Here is a 16,971-nt window from a genome sequence, read left to right as displayed (position 1 = left end):
TTTAAAACTTATCTTCTTTTGCCAGATAATTTATAGAAATACCCAGCCCCAGTAAAATCCAGAAAACTGGTGCTACAGATATAACACTATCATTAAAAAAACCAGCTGTTAAATATGCAGCAACTGCTCCCATCAATGCAATTCCCAGTCTATTCTTCCAGCTGCTTAAATCACTATTATTAAACAAAATAAATGACGAAATAATATAATCACCCCATATATATAATAAAGCTAATAATGAAGTAATTCCTGTATTAACAGCTATCTGCAAATATAAATTGTGGGGTTTATCCACTATAATTTCAGGATTATTAAAAAATTTAAGTTTTCCGATTACATCATCCTGAGGAAAATACATCGCATAAGTATCAGGACCGTGGCCAATAAAACTTGTATCTTTTAATAATGGTAATGTTCTTGACCAGATATAAGCTCTGGATGAACCCAATCTTTCATAACCTTCAAAACCAATACTTTCTGCTTCAACTAAAGGATATAAATTATTATGCATTCCTGCCATTAAAATCTGTCCATCCTGATAGTAAAACTGAGCCTTCTTAGCACCATAGTTCCAGATTATAGAGTTTTCCTGTTCATTTATCTGAAAGCTGTGATTAAGATGTTGTTTTCCCTTAAAAATAACTTCTTTAACTTCATTGCTTGAGTTATAAACATTGATTGGCTTTTTATTCAAAACTTTAATCTGTTTTGAATTCATCATAATCTCAAATTCTGCTTCAGCTGTTTCCAGTTTCAATTCACCAGCTTCAGAACTAACTTCCGTTATTGGTGGTAAAATCTTCTCTTCTAGATATTTTTCTTTTTCCGTTTTTGGAAATAAAACATCACTAAAAATTTCATCTAAACCTCTGGCATTCATAGTTGTAAATACAAGAGTAAAAATTGTAAAGATGATTATAATTCTAGGCCAGTGCACTTTTAAAAACTGCCGCTGCATAAATAATATAATTAAAGTTCCCGCAATAAAACCCATAAAACCAGCCCGGGAACGGGACCCAATTAAAAAAGCAAATAACAAAGTGCTCAAAATACCTGATATAAATAATCTGTTTTTCTTTTGAGAACTCGTATATAAACCAAGTGCTAAAATACCAACCATTGAGCCATAGCTTCCCACATAATTTGGGTTATACATTGTAGAATAAATTACTCTTTTACCGATAAAACTCAAACGGTCTACAAAAAATTCCAGTCCAGCTGGAGTAATTAACTTTCTTCCAAACTCAGTCGCCAGTAAATCATAGTTGTAAAATTGCAAAACACCATGAATAGCTAAAATAAAAGCTGAAATAAAGAGAGCTTTTAAAATTAATTTAAATGACTTTTTATCCCTGATAATATTGATCACAACTACAACTAATAACATATATCCCAGCAGAACAAAAATGTTTTCATAACGATCAGGAAAACCTTTAATTACTATTTCTTTGTATTCAGCAGCAAAAGCTGAAATAACCGTTAAAATACTGTAAATAATAATAGGTATATGATATCTACTTGGCTGAAGCTGATTCTGATCAATATATTTAAGAAATAAAATTAGAAGAAAAAATGAGGCAGTTAGAAAAAATATCATCTTATAATATGAATAAAAGTCAATGTTTATGAAACTGCCCCAGATTTCAGTTGCTTCTTCTCCCTGCATAACTAAATGCAAATACATAACTGCAGGAATAGTTACAATTATAAAAAGAAGGTTAAATTTTATAAGTTTTTCTAATTTTTTTTGGGAAATCAAAATTTAACCCCCAACTTTTATTTTTGATTTTAATTAATTTTATGCACCAGATGTAGTAACTGAACCATCTTCTATAATCAAACTATCACCAAAATCTCCAGATAAAGTTATTTTATAGTTATCTAATTCACCATTAGAAATTGACCAAGTATCAACAGTAACAGTAACCCCTTCTTGACCAAATAAAGCAATCATTCCATTAAAATCATCCCAGTTCCAACCTGCTGAATCTGAAGTAATTGTTCCAGTTGAACCATCAGTAGCATTAGGAATTGTCTTACTATCAGGACTTGCTTTAAAAGCCTCTAATTCAACAGCCAGTGTTCTTGCATTTGCTCTAACAGCTTCTTCATTTGCCGAATCAGATAACCCAGCTAAATTCGGCACTGCAATCGCTGCCAGCACACCTAAAATCACAATTACAATCAATAATTCAATTAAAGTAAAACCTTCATTTCCACTAAAAATATCTCTTATTTTTTTCATATCTTCTTCCTCCTATTTTTGTTTTAAAAATTTAATAAAAATCTTTCAACTACAAGTCTTCTTGTTTTGAGCCCCACCTCCTCAAAATTCATCAAACATTATTTGTATTATTCAATTATTGCATTATAAAAAATAGATAACAATTAAGTGAGCTACATAAATTAGTTTTCGCTAAGTAATACTCTGGTTTAAAAACTGCTGTAAATACTAAACAGTGGTAAAATAACCGAAGCTACAATCCCACCGACAATTACAGCCAAGATAACGATCATTACTGGTTCAATTAAGGAAATACTTCCTTCAATTGCATTTTCAACTTCCATGTCGTAATAATTAGAAATCTTATTTAACATATCTTCTATATTACCACTCTCTTCCCCAACTTTAAGCATCTGGACCACCATTGGTGGAAACTCTCCACTCTGCTTAATCGGCTCCGACAGTGTTGAACCCTCTCTAACTCTCAACCTAGTTTCTAATATGATATCAGAAAAAACTTCATTATCTACAACCTCTTCAATAACCGGCAGCGCATTGATAATATTAACCCCACTTTTAATTAAAAGTGCCAGAGTACTGGCAAATCTGGCAATAACAATCTTTCTAATTAAATCACCAACTACAGGAATTTTTAACATAAATTTATCTTTTCTCAATTTACCCCTGGGAGTTTTAAAATAAGAATTTAGTAAAAATCCTGCTCCAGCTGCTGCAATTAAGATTGCCCACCAGTAAGCAGAAATAATATTACTGACAAAAATTAAGATTTGAGTTGGCAGCGGAATTTCTCCTCCAAATCCGACCAGCATATCTAAAATATTGGGAAGTACAAAACCCATCAGGATAAAGACAGCTACAATTGCTACAATAACTATCGTAATCGGATAATATAAAGCAGACTTAACTTCTTTATTTATTTTATCTCGTTTGCGGTAATATTCTACTAATTCTGATAATACATCATCCAGGACTCCACCTGTTTCTCCTGCTTTGATCAAATGGACAAATAATTTAGGAAAATATTTAGGATGCTCCTGTAAAGCGTAAGATAATGTTTCTCCTGCCTCCACATTGGATAATAGTTGACTCAGCATTTCCTTTTCATGTTTTACATTAGACTGATTTTTAATAATGCTCAGCGATCTGACCAGAGGGATTCCTGCAGCAATCAAAACAGATAATCTCTGGGCAAAATTGGCCAGCTCCGAAATCTTATAGCCACCACCAAAAATATTTATCTCTGAAATATCCATTGCCAGAGAAAATTTAGAATTTTTCGCTGCTTTTTCCTTGCTTTCTATTTCCTGAATGGAAACAGCATATAAATTTTTTCCTCGCAGTTCTTTTGCTGCATCTTTTCTGCTGGCTGCTTCGATACTACCATTTAGAAGCTGACCTGCCTGGCCCCGGGCTTTATAACTATAAAGTTGTGCCATTTTGCACCTCCCTTAACTCTTTATTTTAAATTTAACGCAATTTTTCATTTACATATTTTATATCATTACAGTGATGTAAAACTGATTCCTTAGAAATTTTACCACTCTGATATAATTTTAAAAGAGAATTATCCATTGTAATCATATTGTAACGTCCACCGGTCTGAATAGCAGAATAAATTTGATTTGTCTTACCTTCCCTGATAATATTTCTAATAGCTGAGGTGGCCATCATGATTTCAAATGCTGCCACCCTGCCGCTCTGATCTTTAGTAGGAATTAACTGCTGAGCAATAACCGCACTGAGCACAGAAGACAGCTGAATTTTAATCTGATCCTGCTGTGATGCCGGAAAAACATCAATGATCCGATCTATAGTAGCAGGAGCACTGTTTGTATGCAGAGTTGCCAGAACTAAATGTCCGGTTTCTGCAGCCTCTAAAGCAATTTGAATAGTCTCTAGATCTCTCATTTCACCAACTAAAATCACATCCGGATCCTGGCGCAGACAGGCTCTCAGGCCTCTTTTGAAATTATCAGTATCACTACCAATTTCACGCTGATGAACCAGACTTTTATTGTGTTTGTGAAGATACTCTATTGGATCTTCTAAAGTCATTATATGTGACTGCCGGGTCTGGTTGATCTCATTAATAATTGCTGCCTGTGTTGTAGATTTACCGCTCCCGGTAGGTCCGGTACTTAAAATTAAACCCATTCTTTGACCTGCAAGTTTTTTAAAAACTTCAGGTAAACCCATCTCATCAATTGAGGGAACTTCACTGGGAATAATCCGCAGTGCTATCCCCACACTACCTCTTTGATGATAAGCATTAACTCTAAATCTGGAAGTGCCGGGTATTCTATAAGAAAAATCCAGCTCTCCCTTTTCCTTGAATTCTTTATACTGTTTTTCATTCATCATTTCTTTAGCTAATCTTTCAGTATCCTCAACACTTAATTCTCCCTTATATTTTTCATAGGGTCTTAATTTCCCATTTTTACGGATATAAGGAGGAGAAAACACAGTTAAATGAAGGTCAGAAATCTGATCATCCTGGGAAACTATTTTTAATAAATCTTCAAATTCCAATCACACCACTCCCCAATCTAGCTTTAATAAATTATTCTTTCCAATTCTGAAACATCAGTTTCTCCGGCTTTAATTTTTTCTATACCATCCTGTTTTAATGTGATCATACCATTATTTTTTGCATATTCACTAATTTTTTCTTTAGAAAGATTATCACTAATCATCTCTTTTATCTGATTGTCTATTTCAAAAATTTCCTGAATCGCCAGTCGGCCATCATAACCACTATCATTACATTTTTTACAGCCAACAGCAAAATATGCTTCTTCAATACTGGGTTCGTCAAGATATTTTAATTCTGTTTTATTAAGTTCCCTTTTCTCTTTACAGTGTGGACAGAGTCTGCGTACAAGTCTCTGAGCAACAACACCATTTAAAGAAGCTGCTACCAGATAAGGGGCTAAGCCCATATCAATTAATCGGGTAATCGAACTTACAGCATCATTTGTATGGAGTGTACTAAAGACTAAATGGCCTGTCAAAGCTGATCTGACAGCAATCTCTGCAGTTTCCTGGTCCCGCATCTCACCGATCATAATTATATCCGGATCCTGTCTTAAAATAGAACGCAGTGTTTTAGCAAAGGTTAAACCCGCTTTTTCTTTTGCCTGGACCTGATTAATACCAGCAATCTGATATTCAACCGGGTCCTCAATTGTAACCATATTTATTTGAGGGCTGTTTAGTTCATTTAAAGCTGCAAAAAGTGTAGTCGATTTACCACTACCTGTAGGACCTGTTAATAATATAACTCCATTTGGTTTTTTAATTAATTCCCCAAACTTCTTTCTATTATAATCGGATAAACCTAAATTATCTAAATCTAAAAGATTTGTATTCTGAGCTAACAGACGAATCACTACCTTTTCGCCCTTAATCGTAGGCAGGGTAGAAACACGCATATCAAGTTTTTCACCTTTAAAAAACATTTTAATTCTTCCATCCTGAGGAACTCGATGCTCGGTAATATCAAGATTAGCTATAATCTTAATTCTGGAAATTAAAGCACGATGGGAAGATTTAGGAGCTGTCATTTCCTTCTCCAAAACTCCATCTATTCTAAAACGAACTCTAATTTTATCTTCCTCAGGTTCAATATGAATATCACTTGCTCCTTTTTGATAGGCCTTACTGATTATATAATTAGCAAGTTTAATAATCGGAGCCTCATCTACCATTTCTCTAAGCTCTTCTTCTTCGTAAATTTCATCATTTTCGCTATCAGAAACTTCTTCTATATCATCAAGATTAAAATCTTCGAAAATACTTGAAATATCAAGATCATCATTACTATAGAGTCGATCAATTGCCGAACGAATTTGATGAGGTGCACCATAAAGTGGGTCCACACTCATACCGCTCAACATTTCTATATCATCTATAGCAACTAAATCAGTCGGATCTGCCATCACTACTTTTAATTTATCCCGACTGCTCTTTTCAATCGGAACCGCTAAATAGCGTCTGGCAATATTTTCGGGTATTAATCCTGCTAAGGAAGGGTCAAAAAAGTATTTATCAAGATCAGCATGTGGTATACCACGTTGAAATTCTAAAACTTCTATCAAATCCTCTTCCTGAACATAACCCAATTCAACTAAAATTTCTCCTATTTTTTTATCGGTTACTTTTAATCTATCTAAAGCTTCTTCTAATTGATCTCTACTTATATAATCATGGTCTACTAAAAGCTTACCTAATTTTTTTCTATTTTGTGCTGTCACTTCCTCACCCCCTTATTAATATCTAAGTTTGTCATAATTTTGTATTTGTTTAATAAAATTCGTCAAAAGAATAATAATTCCTGCCTTATCTAACTTAACTTTTAATTTTTATAATATAATAAAGCAAAAAATTGCCATTAAGTAAATCTCACTGGCAATTTTAAAGCTGAGGCAAACATAACGATCATAGAAAATTTTTCCCTTAGATTTATGTCTTTGCGTCACAGCCTTTCGACTGTTTTGCTTTTTTATGCTATTTTAATAAATTATTGCCTATATCTATTATACATCAAATTTTGGATAATAGATATAAACTAATAACTATTCGTCAGAATCATTTTTTTCGGCCTCAATTTTTTCTACAGCATCCTCTGCTATTTGATACCATTTTTGCTTTTTCGGCATCTCCTGAGTCCAGAGTTTAAAAGAAGCCTCTGCCTGATAAATTAAAGTTGGCAGCCCATTTCCAATTTGAGCTCCTCTTTTTTCTGCTTCTTTTAGTATTTTAGTTTTAAGTGGATTATATACTAAATCTATTACCAGCTGCTCCTGATGCAGATAATCAGGATTGATTACTATGTTCTCAATATTATTACTATACATTCCAACCGGGGTTGTATCAACCACCAGATCTGCTGCTTTTAAGGGTTCTGCATATTCCTGCTCATCCAGACTGCAGAAATCAAAGTTTTGCTTAGCATTTTCTTCTCTAAAAAGTTTTGCCAGTTCTTCCGCATTTTCTACTGTCCGGTTAATAATAGTAATATCTGCCAGGTCAAGCTGAACCATAGCTGCAATAACTGCTCTCGCAGCTCCACCTGCACCAATTACAACAGCTCTCTTGTCCTTAACTTTAACCCCTGATTCCTCAATCTGACGCTGAAATCCAATAACATCAGTATTATAGCCGGTTAATCTTCCTTTTCTATTTAAAACGGTATTTACTGCTCCTGCTGCCCGGGCCAGAGAAGAAAAACCATTTAAATATGGTATAATACTCTCTTTATGAGGGATTGTGACATTCCAGCCGTCAAAACCTAAATTTTTTAAGGAGTTAATATATTCTTCCAGGTCCTGATCTTTAGTCTCCAGCATCAAATAAATAGCATTAATCCCTAAATCTCTAAAACCATTATTATGTAGAGATGGAGAAATAGAATGACTCAGTGTTTTTCCCAGCAAACCATACAATTTCGTTTCACTATTAGGTATAAAAATACTCATCTTCTACCTCCTAAAATCTTAAATTAAAAATATAAAAAAATCAAAACACGCCAGAATGATTCTGCCAGCGTGTCTGTTATGTATTATCTCAGACTACAGGATTATCCCGAGCTGAAACTTAAAAAACTGTCTGCAGTCTTTCTCCCAGGGATTCGAAGTCTTTAATAATAATTTTCCTTTTTTTAATTGTAATCATTCCATCATCAATAAACTTATTGATCAATTTAGTAACTGTAACCCGGGAAGAACCAATTAAATTGGCAATCTCCTGGTGGGTTAAAACTAAATCAATAACTGTACCTTCTTCAATTTCCCGGCCAAAGTCTTCTGCCAGACGCGAAAGCAAGCTGGCCAATCTTCCAGCAGCATCCTGAAACACCAATTCTCTAACCTGACTGGTTAAAAGTCTTGTTTTTTTAGATAGTGCTTCAATAATTTTAATTGCCAGTGAAGGACGGTCAATAATCATCTTTTCCATCTCATTCCAGGGAATGATCAACAAACGAGCATCATCCATTACCTCAGCAGTCAGCGGATGAGGATCTTCGTCAAATAAAGAAAGTTCACCAAAAATATCCCCTTCCTGCAGGATTGTCAGCACTTTTTCTTTACCTTCTGCAGATAGCATAGAAAGCTTTACCTTACCGTTTACTAACAAATATAATTTTTTTACACTGTCATTTTCAAAAAAGATAACCTCACCTTTTTCGTAAAATTTGGCATAAGAATTTTGACATAAAAGTTCCAATTCCTCTGGATCCAGATTCTGAAATACAATTAAATCTTTTAAACACTGTTTTGTTTCCTCCATAGCTCAACCTACCTCTCTTTGTTGCTATATATATAGTATTCTCTATTAATTAAAAAATTCCTTTTTTCTTAATTATTTTCTTTACACTCATTACAATATCCGTAAAATCTTAATTTGTGTTCTGTAATTTCAAAATCATATTTATCTTCCAGTTCTGATTCAAAGTAATCAATATCCTGATCACTAAACTCAATTAATTTACCACAGCCCTTACAAATTAAATGATGATGGTGGGCTTCTTCCAAATATATTTCATATTTACGGGAATCATCATTAAAATCGAGTACATGCACAATATCTAGATTCTGCATTAACTCCAGAGTTCTATATATGGTCGCCATACCAATATCCCTGTCTTTTTTTCGTGCAGCTGCAAAAAGTTCCTCAGCGGTAAAATGCCAGTTTTCCTTTTCGAGAATTGTATCTAAGATAATTTCTCTCTGCTTTGTCAATTTATAATTGTTTTCTGCTAATTTTCTTTTAAACTTTTCTTTTAATTTCTCCATTATAAACACCCCATTTTAGATGACTATTTATATTTTATCACATATTTAAACAAATATTAATAATTATTTTGAATTTTTTCGCTTAATTATCCATTTTTTACTTTAAAAAATAACATTTGGGTATTGACTATAGCTCTAATAGATTATATAATGTAATAAACAAGAATAATTTGTCGAAATTTGTTATGAAAGGAGAATTAATATGAAATCTACTGGTATCGTCCGTAAAATTGATGATTTGGGTAGAATGGTAATTCCAATCGAACTCAGAAAAACTATGAATATCAATAAAAAAGACCCAATGGAAATCTTCGTTGATGAAGAAAAAATAATTCTCAAAAAATATGAGCCAGCATGTATTTTCTGCGGCAGCGCAGATGACACTATCGAATATAAAGGTAGAACAATCTGCGGCGAATGTATGGATAACATGAAGGAATTGCAGGAAGAAAAATAATTTTTTACCCAAATAACAAAAATTGGATATCGATTTCTAAAAAAATAGCACCTGCACAGGTGCTATTTTTTATATTTTATTTAATTTAATTATATTTTTAAAATTTGAACTACCTTAAAAATACATGATCTCCAATTCTGGTCACAAAATTACGGCGTGATATCCAGGCTGTATTAGTTGCAACCTCCGGATTATAAAAATAAACAGATCCCAGAGTTGGATCATAGCCCAGAACAGCAGCTCTTGCTGCCTGCAGTTCCTCTTCCCCGGGATAGTAATAAGCCTGACCATCCATCAAACTGCTAAACTGTCCCTTCTGTAAGATAACATCTCTAATTGAATTGGGAAACTGCTTACTATTAATTCTATTTAAAATTACAGAACCCACAGCAACCTTACCTTTAAAGTCTTCTCCTCTGGCCTCTCCGTGAATAATTCTGGCCAGTAAAATTATATCATCTCTTGATATGTTATAATTTAGCTCTGCCTTTAAATCAGGAATTGCTTTAAAAGAACTTTCACCAAAAACTCCATCTGCCTTAAGTCCATTATCTTTCTGAAATCTTTTTACTGCTTCTGCTGTTCCACTCCCATATAGTCCATCTAATTTTCCCCTATAATAATTTAATTGCTTTAACTTCTGCTGTAATATAGCTACATCTATTCCTTCGTCACCTCTGCTCATCACTCTGCTTCCAAATTCAGCCAGATCCAGAGCTTTAGCTTCTTCGAGATTAACAAAAGACACCATTATTAGGAGTAACATTACCGAGATTAGAACTCTACTTTTGCTCAGCATTTTAAATTACCTCCCTCTTGTTCCATGCTAGTTAAATGTATAATTTAATTTTCCTCCCTCAACTTCTCCAACAAAAAATCTTCTTATAAACTTATATAAAATTGTATCTAATCTTAATTCAATAATAAACAATAACTGACCGATTGTCAAATGTTCCTATTTTACATTTACAAATATTTATCAGCTGAATTTTTGAGCACACTGTTAAATCAGAGCTAGCATCGTCAAACATTAATTACAGTAATTTATTTTTCTTTTCAGAAATTAATCTGACTTTAAATTTTTTCCCCAGATCAGCCATAACTTCCTTAACTTCCGCTCTGGTGCCTTCAGTAACATCAATCCAGATCTCTCCTGGATTATCGTGATCCACATTAACAGTACCTATTCCTTCATAAGCTTTAATAATCATATCAATAAAATTAATTTCCTCTGGATCGACCTCATATCTAAGTTTTAGAGTATCCTTCATTTTAATTCTCCTTTTGACGCCTCAGTAAAGTACCAGCTGGGACTTCTGAAGCAAGAGGTATTTTAATTAACTGTTTTGGATGGGGAGCAGCCTCAATTTCTTCTCCCTCTTCATCTAAAAGATAATCAGCAGTGATTGTAAATGATTTTTGACCGGGGGCTACTAATTCCAACTGATCACCTTTAAAAATCTTGTTTCTAACTTCCACCACTGCTTCTGCTTGAGTGGAATCATAATCTTTAATAACTCCCATAAAATCGTAAGTTCTTAAATAAGAAGAACTTTCATATCTCTGTCCTTCAGATCCCGGTTTACCATAATAAAAACCTTTGGTATAATCTCGATGGCTTATTTTTCTGAGCTCTGCTAATAGCTCCGGATCAGCTTCAAAGTTTTCAGGATTTTCATAATACTGATCTATCAGCTGCCGATAGGTATTCACAACTGTTGCAGCATAATGAACACTTTTCATTCTGCCTTCAATTTTTAAACTACTTAAACCCAATTCTATTAGTTCTGGAATTTCTTCAGCCAGATTTAAGTCTCTGGAGTTCATAATAAAAGTGCCCTGATCATTTTCTTCAATTGGATAATATTCACCTGGTCTCTTTTCTTCTACCAGATGATATTTCCAGCGGCAGGACTGAGCACAGTCTCCCTTATTAGCATCACGTCCCACAAAATAATTACTGAGCAGACAGCGTCCAGAATAAGAAATACACATTGCTCCATGAACAAAATATTCTAATTCTATTTTCCCCTCTGTTTTATCTGCAATTTCTTCAATTTCATTTCTACTCAATTCTCGGGCCAGAATTATCCGTTCAGCTCCCTGTTCTGCCCAAAAAAGAGCAGAAGCCCAGTTAACATTATTGGCCTGAGTACTAATATGAATCTCCATCTCCGGCATTTCTTTTTTGACAAAAGCAAAAACACCAGGATCAGAAATTATAAGTGCATCTAACTTAAGTTTTTTAATTTGTTCTATATATTCTGGAAGTTGAGCCAGTTCTCTATTATGAGGAATCATGTTCAGTGTCATATATACTTTTTTATCCCGCTGATGAGCAAATTCTATTCCTGCCTCAAGCTCCTCAACAGTAAAATTGTCAGCTCCGGCTCTTAAACCAAAGTTTAAACCTCCACAATATACAGCATCTGCACCAAATAAAATGGCAGTTTTAAGTTTTTCTAAACTTCCTGCTGGTGCCAGTAGTTCTACTTTATTCATTTATATCTTTCCTCCTGCTAATCGCCATTCCGTCACCTGCGGTAACTATTGTTGACTCAAGTTCCGGATGGTTCATAATTAATTTTAAATATTTTTTTAAATTCTTGACCAATGTTCTAATTTTTGCATCTGCTTCACCATCTGCAAGAACCTTACCTTTATAAAGCACATTATCCGAAATTAAAAGTCCTCCGGGGGCTAAAAGCTCCATTAAATATTCAAAAAGATAAAAATACTGCCCTTTGGCAGCATCAAGAAAAATAAAATCATAATCCTTTTTTAAATACATCAAAATGTCAAAGGCATCTCCAACTTTTAAATCTATTTTCTCCTGATAATTAAATTTCAAAAAATTTTCTTTTGCCTGCTGGGCCCGGCCGGAATCCAATTCTACTGCCGTAATCTCAGACATTTCCGGGCTATATTTTGCAAGTAGAAGTGTAGAAAATCCATGAGCAGTACCAATTTCTAAAATTCTCTGCGGCTTTTTGAGTTTTAACTGTAACTTTAATAAATCAGCCGCATCTCGATCAATAATTGGAATATGAATTTCTTGACAGTGCTTTTCAATTTCAGCGAATTGACGCTCTATATATTTACTTTTAGAAAATTTGCTGTTAATATCAGTAATTTTCATAATCTACTTCCTCTGTGCTTAATAAACAATTATTTTTAATTGATTCAATCTTGTAGTATATAATTAATTCAGCTCTCGCTGTTTTTGCAGATGTTCCTCATAACTTTCTGTAAAGACATGGCTGTCATCCTCACGGGCAAAATAAAATAAATAATCACTTTCGGCAGGATTAATTGCAGCCTTCACTGCCAGTTTACCCGGATTTGCTATTGGAGTAGGAGGCAGCTTACTTATTAGATAAGTATTATAGGGAGAATCAACTTCTAAATCTTCATAAAGTACTCTTTCGGTTCTTGCAGGTAGAGCGTACTGAACTGTAGCATCCAACTGCAGGGGCATACCCCTCTCTAAACGGTTATAGATAACTGAAGCAATCAATTTATTTTCTGCTGCCAGTTTTCCCTCTTCTTCAATTAAAGAAGCAATTATTAAAAGTTGATAAGCAGAATAATTACTATCTGCTGCGGCCTTTTTTAAAACAGGCTGTCTTTGAGCTATAAAGTAATTTATTAACGATTTTGCTATATCCTGTTCATCATAACTCACAGGAAAATTATAGGTGTTGGGAATAATAAAACCTTCTGCCGGATAAAACTCCTCAGATTCAGAAATCTTTTTTTCAAAACTTCTTTCAATCTCTATTTTAGAAATTTCCTTATTAATTTCATTTTCCAGAACTTTTCTTTCATACTCCGGCAGTTTCAGAGCGACAAATCTATTTAAAATTTCTTCCAGAGTAAATCCCTCTGGAATAGTAATTTTAAATTGCATTTCATCTCCACGCTGTAATTTATCCATGATCTCTAAAGGAGTCTTAGAAGTTGAAAAGCGGTAGTAACCTGCCTGCAGATTATCAACCTGTTTAAATCGGAGCAGCAAATAAAACATAGTAGATGACTTGATAACTTCTTTTTCTTCCAGCAATTCAGCAATTTCTCTACCAGTCATCCCCTGTTCTATTTTTACCATAATATCTCTCGGATCAACAGGATCTATGGGCTCCATTAAAGAATAGGCCTTCAGCGAAAAGCTGAGTATTATAATAAAAATCAAAAATATAAAAGCTGTTCTTTTCAACTTCAAAATCTTCCTTTCATATTCTAAATTGATTGATTAATAAAAGTTATACAGGCAGTATTTATATAGCAAAATTGTTTTATTCCATATCTTCTAGATATGCAGCCTGAACTTTTTCGAATTCCTCTTTTTCTTCAACAGGAATAATAATTTCTTCTTCCCCTTCATTGATAATTTTAACTACTGTTGCATCAGCATTTTCGCCAGCTCTGGCATCAACAATAATTAAGTATTTTACACCGTCAATAACCAGGTCATCTTCTATGATAAAGCGGCTCTCCCCTGTGCTATCTGATAAAACCAGTTCTTTTTCTTCTTCATCAATCCAAAACTTGCCATTACTCATCATTTTACCCCTTTCATTTTGTTGGTTTGTGAATTAATTCTTCTGTACCAGGTCCAAATCAGCTGATTTGGACCTGGTACCTATCGTTTTACTTTGAATTAAGATAAGACTGCAGAATTAAAGACGCAGCCATTTTGTCAATAACTTTTTTTCTGCCCTTTCTGCTGACATCAGCCTCCAGCAGTATGTTTTTGGCCTGACTTGTTGTCAGCCGCTCATCCTGAATCTGAATCGGAAGCTCAAGGTTGTTTCTTAAAAAATTAATAAAAGCCTGAGTTATTTCCGCCCTTTTACCTCTTGTTCCATCCATATTATAGGGCATTCCAACTACAATTTCTTCTACATCATACTTATCTATGTATTCTTTTATTTCTGTCAGTAATTCCTGGTGCCCGTGCATCGCAAGAGTTGCCAGGGGCTGTGCTGTCCAACCAAGAGCGTCACTAACTGCGACTCCCACTCTTTTATTGCCATAATCTAAAGCTAAAATTCTCAACTCTCTGGCCTCCAATTTTCTTTCTTCAATAAAATATTATATAATCATTTTAGTAAATAAGCAAATTTATGGCTTAATTATAAGTATTTCAGTCAATTATAATTTAATTCTGGAGGTGGATTATGAATCAAGCAATTATTACCCATGTAAAAAGAGAGGCTGAACCCTTCAATATGGAACAGCGTCATTATCACAATCAATTTGAAATTTACTATCTTTTAAAAGGTGAGCGCAATTATTTTATCAATCAGCGAAGCTATCATGTTAAAAAAGGAGATCTGGTTTTAATCAATAAAAATATATTACATAAAACAAGTACTATTGATCAGGAGAATCCAGAACATGAAAGAATTTTAATTCAGTTTGATCAGAATTTTTTTGCTTCCCTGACTGAAGAAATGGAAGCAGCTGAATTATTTAGAATTTTCCAAAAAAAAGAAAATGTTTTAAGCCTCAATCCCGAACAGCAGCTCTGGCTGGAAGAAGAGCTGTTTAAACTAATTACTGAAAACAAAAAAAGTAAAAAAGCTGAAAACAAATTATATGTCAAAATGATAATTGTTGAGCTGTTAATTTTCATTAAAAGAATTTCTTTAAAATCAGCCTCCCAAAACCTTGACTATCCTGATCAAAAACATAAAAATATATCTAAAATAGCAGCCTATATCAGTCAAAATTATCAAAAGTCCTTAACTTTAAGTGAGCTTGCTTCCAAATTTAACTACAGTTCTGCCTATTTAAGCCGGGCTTTTAAAGAAGTTACAGGTTTTAATTTTGTGGAATATAAAAATAATATCAGAATTAAGGAAGCAAGTAAACTTCTACAGCAGAGTGACATGTCTGTAACAAAAATTGCAACTGAAGTTGGTTTTAATAATATAACTCACTTCGGCAGGATATTTAAAGAATTTACAAATTTATCACCACTGGAATACCGAAAAGTTAAAGAAATATAATAAGCTAAATCTATTACCACTCCTAATTTTTATCCAGATAATTTTTAAGGCTCCTGAAATTAATCAGAAGCCTTAATTATATTTAATAAGGAGTTAACTTTAAACTATTGATTGGAAATTATTTGTTTAATCCTGATGGAAATTCAACCAGATTTTTAATTTTAATAGGCTGATCTTTTTCAATTGAGCGTCTGGCTGCAATCCCGGTTAAGATTGACATTGCTCCATCATAACCTCCAGCCTGACGTCCTAAAGGATCTGCTTCCGGATTTTCGAGGAAAATATCTTCTAATAAACGCTTATCGCCTCCACCATGGCCTCCTTCTTCTACTTCCACATCCAGGGTATAAGATTCTTCAAAGAGTGGGAAGACTTCCAGTCGGATATTATTGTCTGGAGTCTGTCTTTCCAGCTCTCCATCATGACCGCTGATATAGGAAGCCTCTACAACATCCTGTTCAATTCTCCCTTTAGTTCCAATAAAAGCAACCTTATAGCCTTCATAAGGGGCATAGTTGTTGAGTGAATAACTTAATAAAGTCCGATTTTGATATCTAACTGTAAGAGCTCTTGTATCCCAGATATTAATTTCCGGTGAGAATACACAGCGATCTCTAAAATAACCGTCTTCATGCTCTGCATCTAAATAGAGAGCTGTAAGTTTATCGGATGAACTCATGTCAAGCTCAAATTTACATTCATCCTTAGCATCACAGTCCTTACATCTCATTCTATAGGGAAAAGTCTCCGGCTGGTAAAATCTTTTATCACCAAAAGCAAAAACTTCTTCGGGAGCAGAATCCAGCCACCAGTTAACTAAATCAAAGTGGTGTGTTGCCTTATGTACCCAGAGAGACCCGGAGTTTCTTTTTTCTCCATGCCAGCGGCGGTAATAATCTGCCCCGTGGGTTGTATCCAGATACCAGTGGAATTCGACCATTGTAACCTCTCCAATTATTCCATCCTGCAGCATTTCTTTAACTTTGGAACGATAGGGAGAATAACGGTAATTAAAGGTCACAGTCAAATCATTACCTGTTTCTTCCATTGTATCCAGTATAGCCTGATTTTTCTCTTCATTTGTAGTCATTGGTTTTTCTGTGATGACTTTAAGATCACTTTTTAAACCTTTGATAATATATTCATGATGGTGTGAATCTTTGGTAGTTACTACAATTCCTTCAATATTTTCTTTTTCAATCATTTCTTCAAACTGATGCGGCTGATAGGTTGGCAGATCCAGCCCCAGTCTTTCGTTAACATAATCCATTCTTGTCTGGTTTAAATCAAGTAAAGCAGCCAGTTCATTTTCTGCTGCTATTTTTTCATTTTCGACTAATGCCTCATAATACATCGCTGAACGGGAACCAGTTCCAATCACTGCATATCTCATTAAAATTCCTCCTAAATTTATTTAATTGATTCTAAGCAAATCTTATATAAAAAAAAGATTAATAACAA

At 34.0% G+C, this 16,971-nt stretch carries 18 protein-coding genes and 1 riboswitch; of the genes, 2 read left to right on the top strand and 16 right to left on the bottom strand.

Features of this window, described 5'->3' with window-relative positions; genetic code table 11:
* Window position 1: 1 nt before the first annotated feature.
* The 8 genes from DFR79_RS05475 to DFR79_RS05440 all read right to left on the bottom strand — a co-directional run bounded on the left by DFR79_RS05475 (window position 2) and on the right by DFR79_RS05440 (window position 9,039).
* Window positions 2-1,759 carry an O-antigen ligase family protein gene (locus DFR79_RS05475; protein ID WP_133514488.1) on the bottom strand — a complete coding sequence of 586 codons (1,758 nt, stop codon included), beginning with the start codon at window positions 1,757-1,759 and terminating at the stop codon, window positions 2-4.
* A gap of 39 nt (window positions 1,760-1,798) precedes the next feature.
* On the bottom strand, window positions 1,799-2,245 hold the full coding sequence (locus DFR79_RS16390) for a type II secretion system protein (RefSeq protein WP_133514487.1): 447 nt from the start codon (window positions 2,243-2,245) through the stop codon (window positions 1,799-1,801).
* 188 nt (window positions 2,246-2,433) lie between these two features.
* Window positions 2,434-3,681, bottom strand: a complete 1,248-nt coding sequence (locus DFR79_RS05465; protein ID WP_133514486.1) for a type II secretion system F family protein — start codon at window positions 3,679-3,681, stop codon at window positions 2,434-2,436.
* Between the two features lie 31 nt (window positions 3,682-3,712).
* The gene (locus tag DFR79_RS05460) at window positions 3,713-4,774 is read right to left on the bottom strand and encodes a type IV pilus twitching motility protein PilT (protein WP_133514485.1); all 1,062 of its coding nucleotides are present in this window, start codon (window positions 4,772-4,774) and stop codon (window positions 3,713-3,715) included.
* Window positions 4,775-4,797: 23 nt separating this feature from the next.
* On the bottom strand, window positions 4,798-6,498 hold the full coding sequence (locus tag DFR79_RS05455; RefSeq protein ID WP_133514484.1) for a GspE/PulE family protein: 1,701 nt from the start codon (window positions 6,496-6,498) through the stop codon (window positions 4,798-4,800).
* A gap of 167 nt (window positions 6,499-6,665) precedes the next feature.
* Window positions 6,666-6,753: riboswitch (cyclic di-GMP riboswitch) on the bottom strand.
* Window positions 6,754-6,819: 66 nt separating this feature from the next.
* Window positions 6,820-7,722, bottom strand: coding sequence for a shikimate dehydrogenase (locus DFR79_RS05450; RefSeq protein ID WP_133514483.1), 903 nt, complete (start codon window positions 7,720-7,722; stop codon window positions 6,820-6,822).
* Between the two features lie 118 nt (window positions 7,723-7,840).
* Window positions 7,841-8,533: a Crp/Fnr family transcriptional regulator gene (locus tag DFR79_RS05445; RefSeq protein ID WP_133514482.1), complete on the bottom strand. Its 693-nt coding sequence runs from the start codon at window positions 8,531-8,533 to the stop codon at window positions 7,841-7,843.
* Window positions 8,534-8,601: 68 nt separating this feature from the next.
* Window positions 8,602-9,039: a Fur family transcriptional regulator gene (locus DFR79_RS05440; protein ID WP_133514481.1), complete on the bottom strand. Its 438-nt coding sequence runs from the start codon at window positions 9,037-9,039 to the stop codon at window positions 8,602-8,604.
* Window positions 9,040-9,241: 202 nt separating this feature from the next.
* On the opposite strand from DFR79_RS05440, the gene DFR79_RS05435 reads away from it, so the two are divergent.
* Complete coding sequence (locus DFR79_RS05435) at window positions 9,242-9,496, top strand: AbrB/MazE/SpoVT family DNA-binding domain-containing protein (protein WP_108139784.1); 255 nt, start codon at window positions 9,242-9,244, stop codon at window positions 9,494-9,496.
* 109 nt (window positions 9,497-9,605) lie between these two features.
* On the opposite strand, the gene DFR79_RS05430 is transcribed toward DFR79_RS05435, so the two are convergent.
* The 7 genes from DFR79_RS05430 to ruvX all read right to left on the bottom strand — a co-directional run bounded on the left by DFR79_RS05430 (window position 9,606) and on the right by ruvX (window position 14,554).
* The gene (locus tag DFR79_RS05430) at window positions 9,606-10,295 is read right to left on the bottom strand and encodes a cell wall hydrolase (RefSeq protein ID WP_133514480.1); all 690 of its coding nucleotides are present in this window, start codon (window positions 10,293-10,295) and stop codon (window positions 9,606-9,608) included.
* A 235-nt stretch (window positions 10,296-10,530) separates the two neighbouring features.
* Window positions 10,531-10,767, bottom strand: coding sequence for a DUF4911 domain-containing protein (locus DFR79_RS05425; RefSeq protein WP_133514479.1), 237 nt, complete (start codon window positions 10,765-10,767; stop codon window positions 10,531-10,533).
* A gap of 1 nt (window position 10,768) precedes the next feature.
* Window positions 10,769-11,998, bottom strand: a complete 1,230-nt coding sequence (locus tag DFR79_RS05420; protein WP_133514478.1) for a peptidase U32 family protein — start codon at window positions 11,996-11,998, stop codon at window positions 10,769-10,771.
* Window positions 11,991-12,635: an O-methyltransferase gene (locus DFR79_RS05415; protein ID WP_133514477.1), complete on the bottom strand. Its 645-nt coding sequence runs from the start codon at window positions 12,633-12,635 to the stop codon at window positions 11,991-11,993. The genes DFR79_RS05420 and DFR79_RS05415 overlap by 8 nt, the downstream gene beginning before the upstream one ends.
* Window positions 12,636-12,698: 63 nt before the next feature.
* Window positions 12,699-13,712: an endolytic transglycosylase MltG gene (gene mltG / locus DFR79_RS05410; protein ID WP_133514476.1), complete on the bottom strand. Its 1,014-nt coding sequence runs from the start codon at window positions 13,710-13,712 to the stop codon at window positions 12,699-12,701.
* Between the two features lie 79 nt (window positions 13,713-13,791).
* Window positions 13,792-14,058, bottom strand: a complete 267-nt coding sequence (locus DFR79_RS05405; protein WP_133514475.1) for a DUF1292 domain-containing protein — start codon at window positions 14,056-14,058, stop codon at window positions 13,792-13,794.
* A gap of 88 nt (window positions 14,059-14,146) precedes the next feature.
* Window positions 14,147-14,554, bottom strand: a complete 408-nt coding sequence (ruvX, locus tag DFR79_RS05400) for a Holliday junction resolvase RuvX (RefSeq protein WP_133514474.1) — start codon at window positions 14,552-14,554, stop codon at window positions 14,147-14,149.
* 122 nt (window positions 14,555-14,676) lie between these two features.
* On the opposite strand from ruvX, the gene DFR79_RS05395 reads away from it, so the two are divergent.
* Window positions 14,677-15,510 (top strand): AraC family transcriptional regulator, encoded by an 834-nt coding sequence (locus DFR79_RS05395; protein WP_133514473.1) that lies wholly within the window; start codon window positions 14,677-14,679, stop codon window positions 15,508-15,510.
* 118 nt (window positions 15,511-15,628) lie between these two features.
* On the opposite strand, the gene DFR79_RS05390 is transcribed toward DFR79_RS05395, so the two are convergent.
* Window positions 15,629-16,903 (bottom strand): Gfo/Idh/MocA family protein, encoded by a 1,275-nt coding sequence (locus tag DFR79_RS05390; protein ID WP_133514472.1) that lies wholly within the window; start codon window positions 16,901-16,903, stop codon window positions 15,629-15,631.
* Window positions 16,904-16,971: the final 68 nt, after the last annotated feature.

Origin of the sequence: Halanaerobium saccharolyticum (assembly GCF_004362045.1) — a bacterium.
GTDB lineage: Bacteria > Bacillota > Halanaerobiia > Halanaerobiales > Halanaerobiaceae > Halanaerobium > Halanaerobium saccharolyticum_C.
Note: the sequence above shows the minus strand (reverse complement) of the source record. Positions and strands in the feature narration are given on the sequence as shown.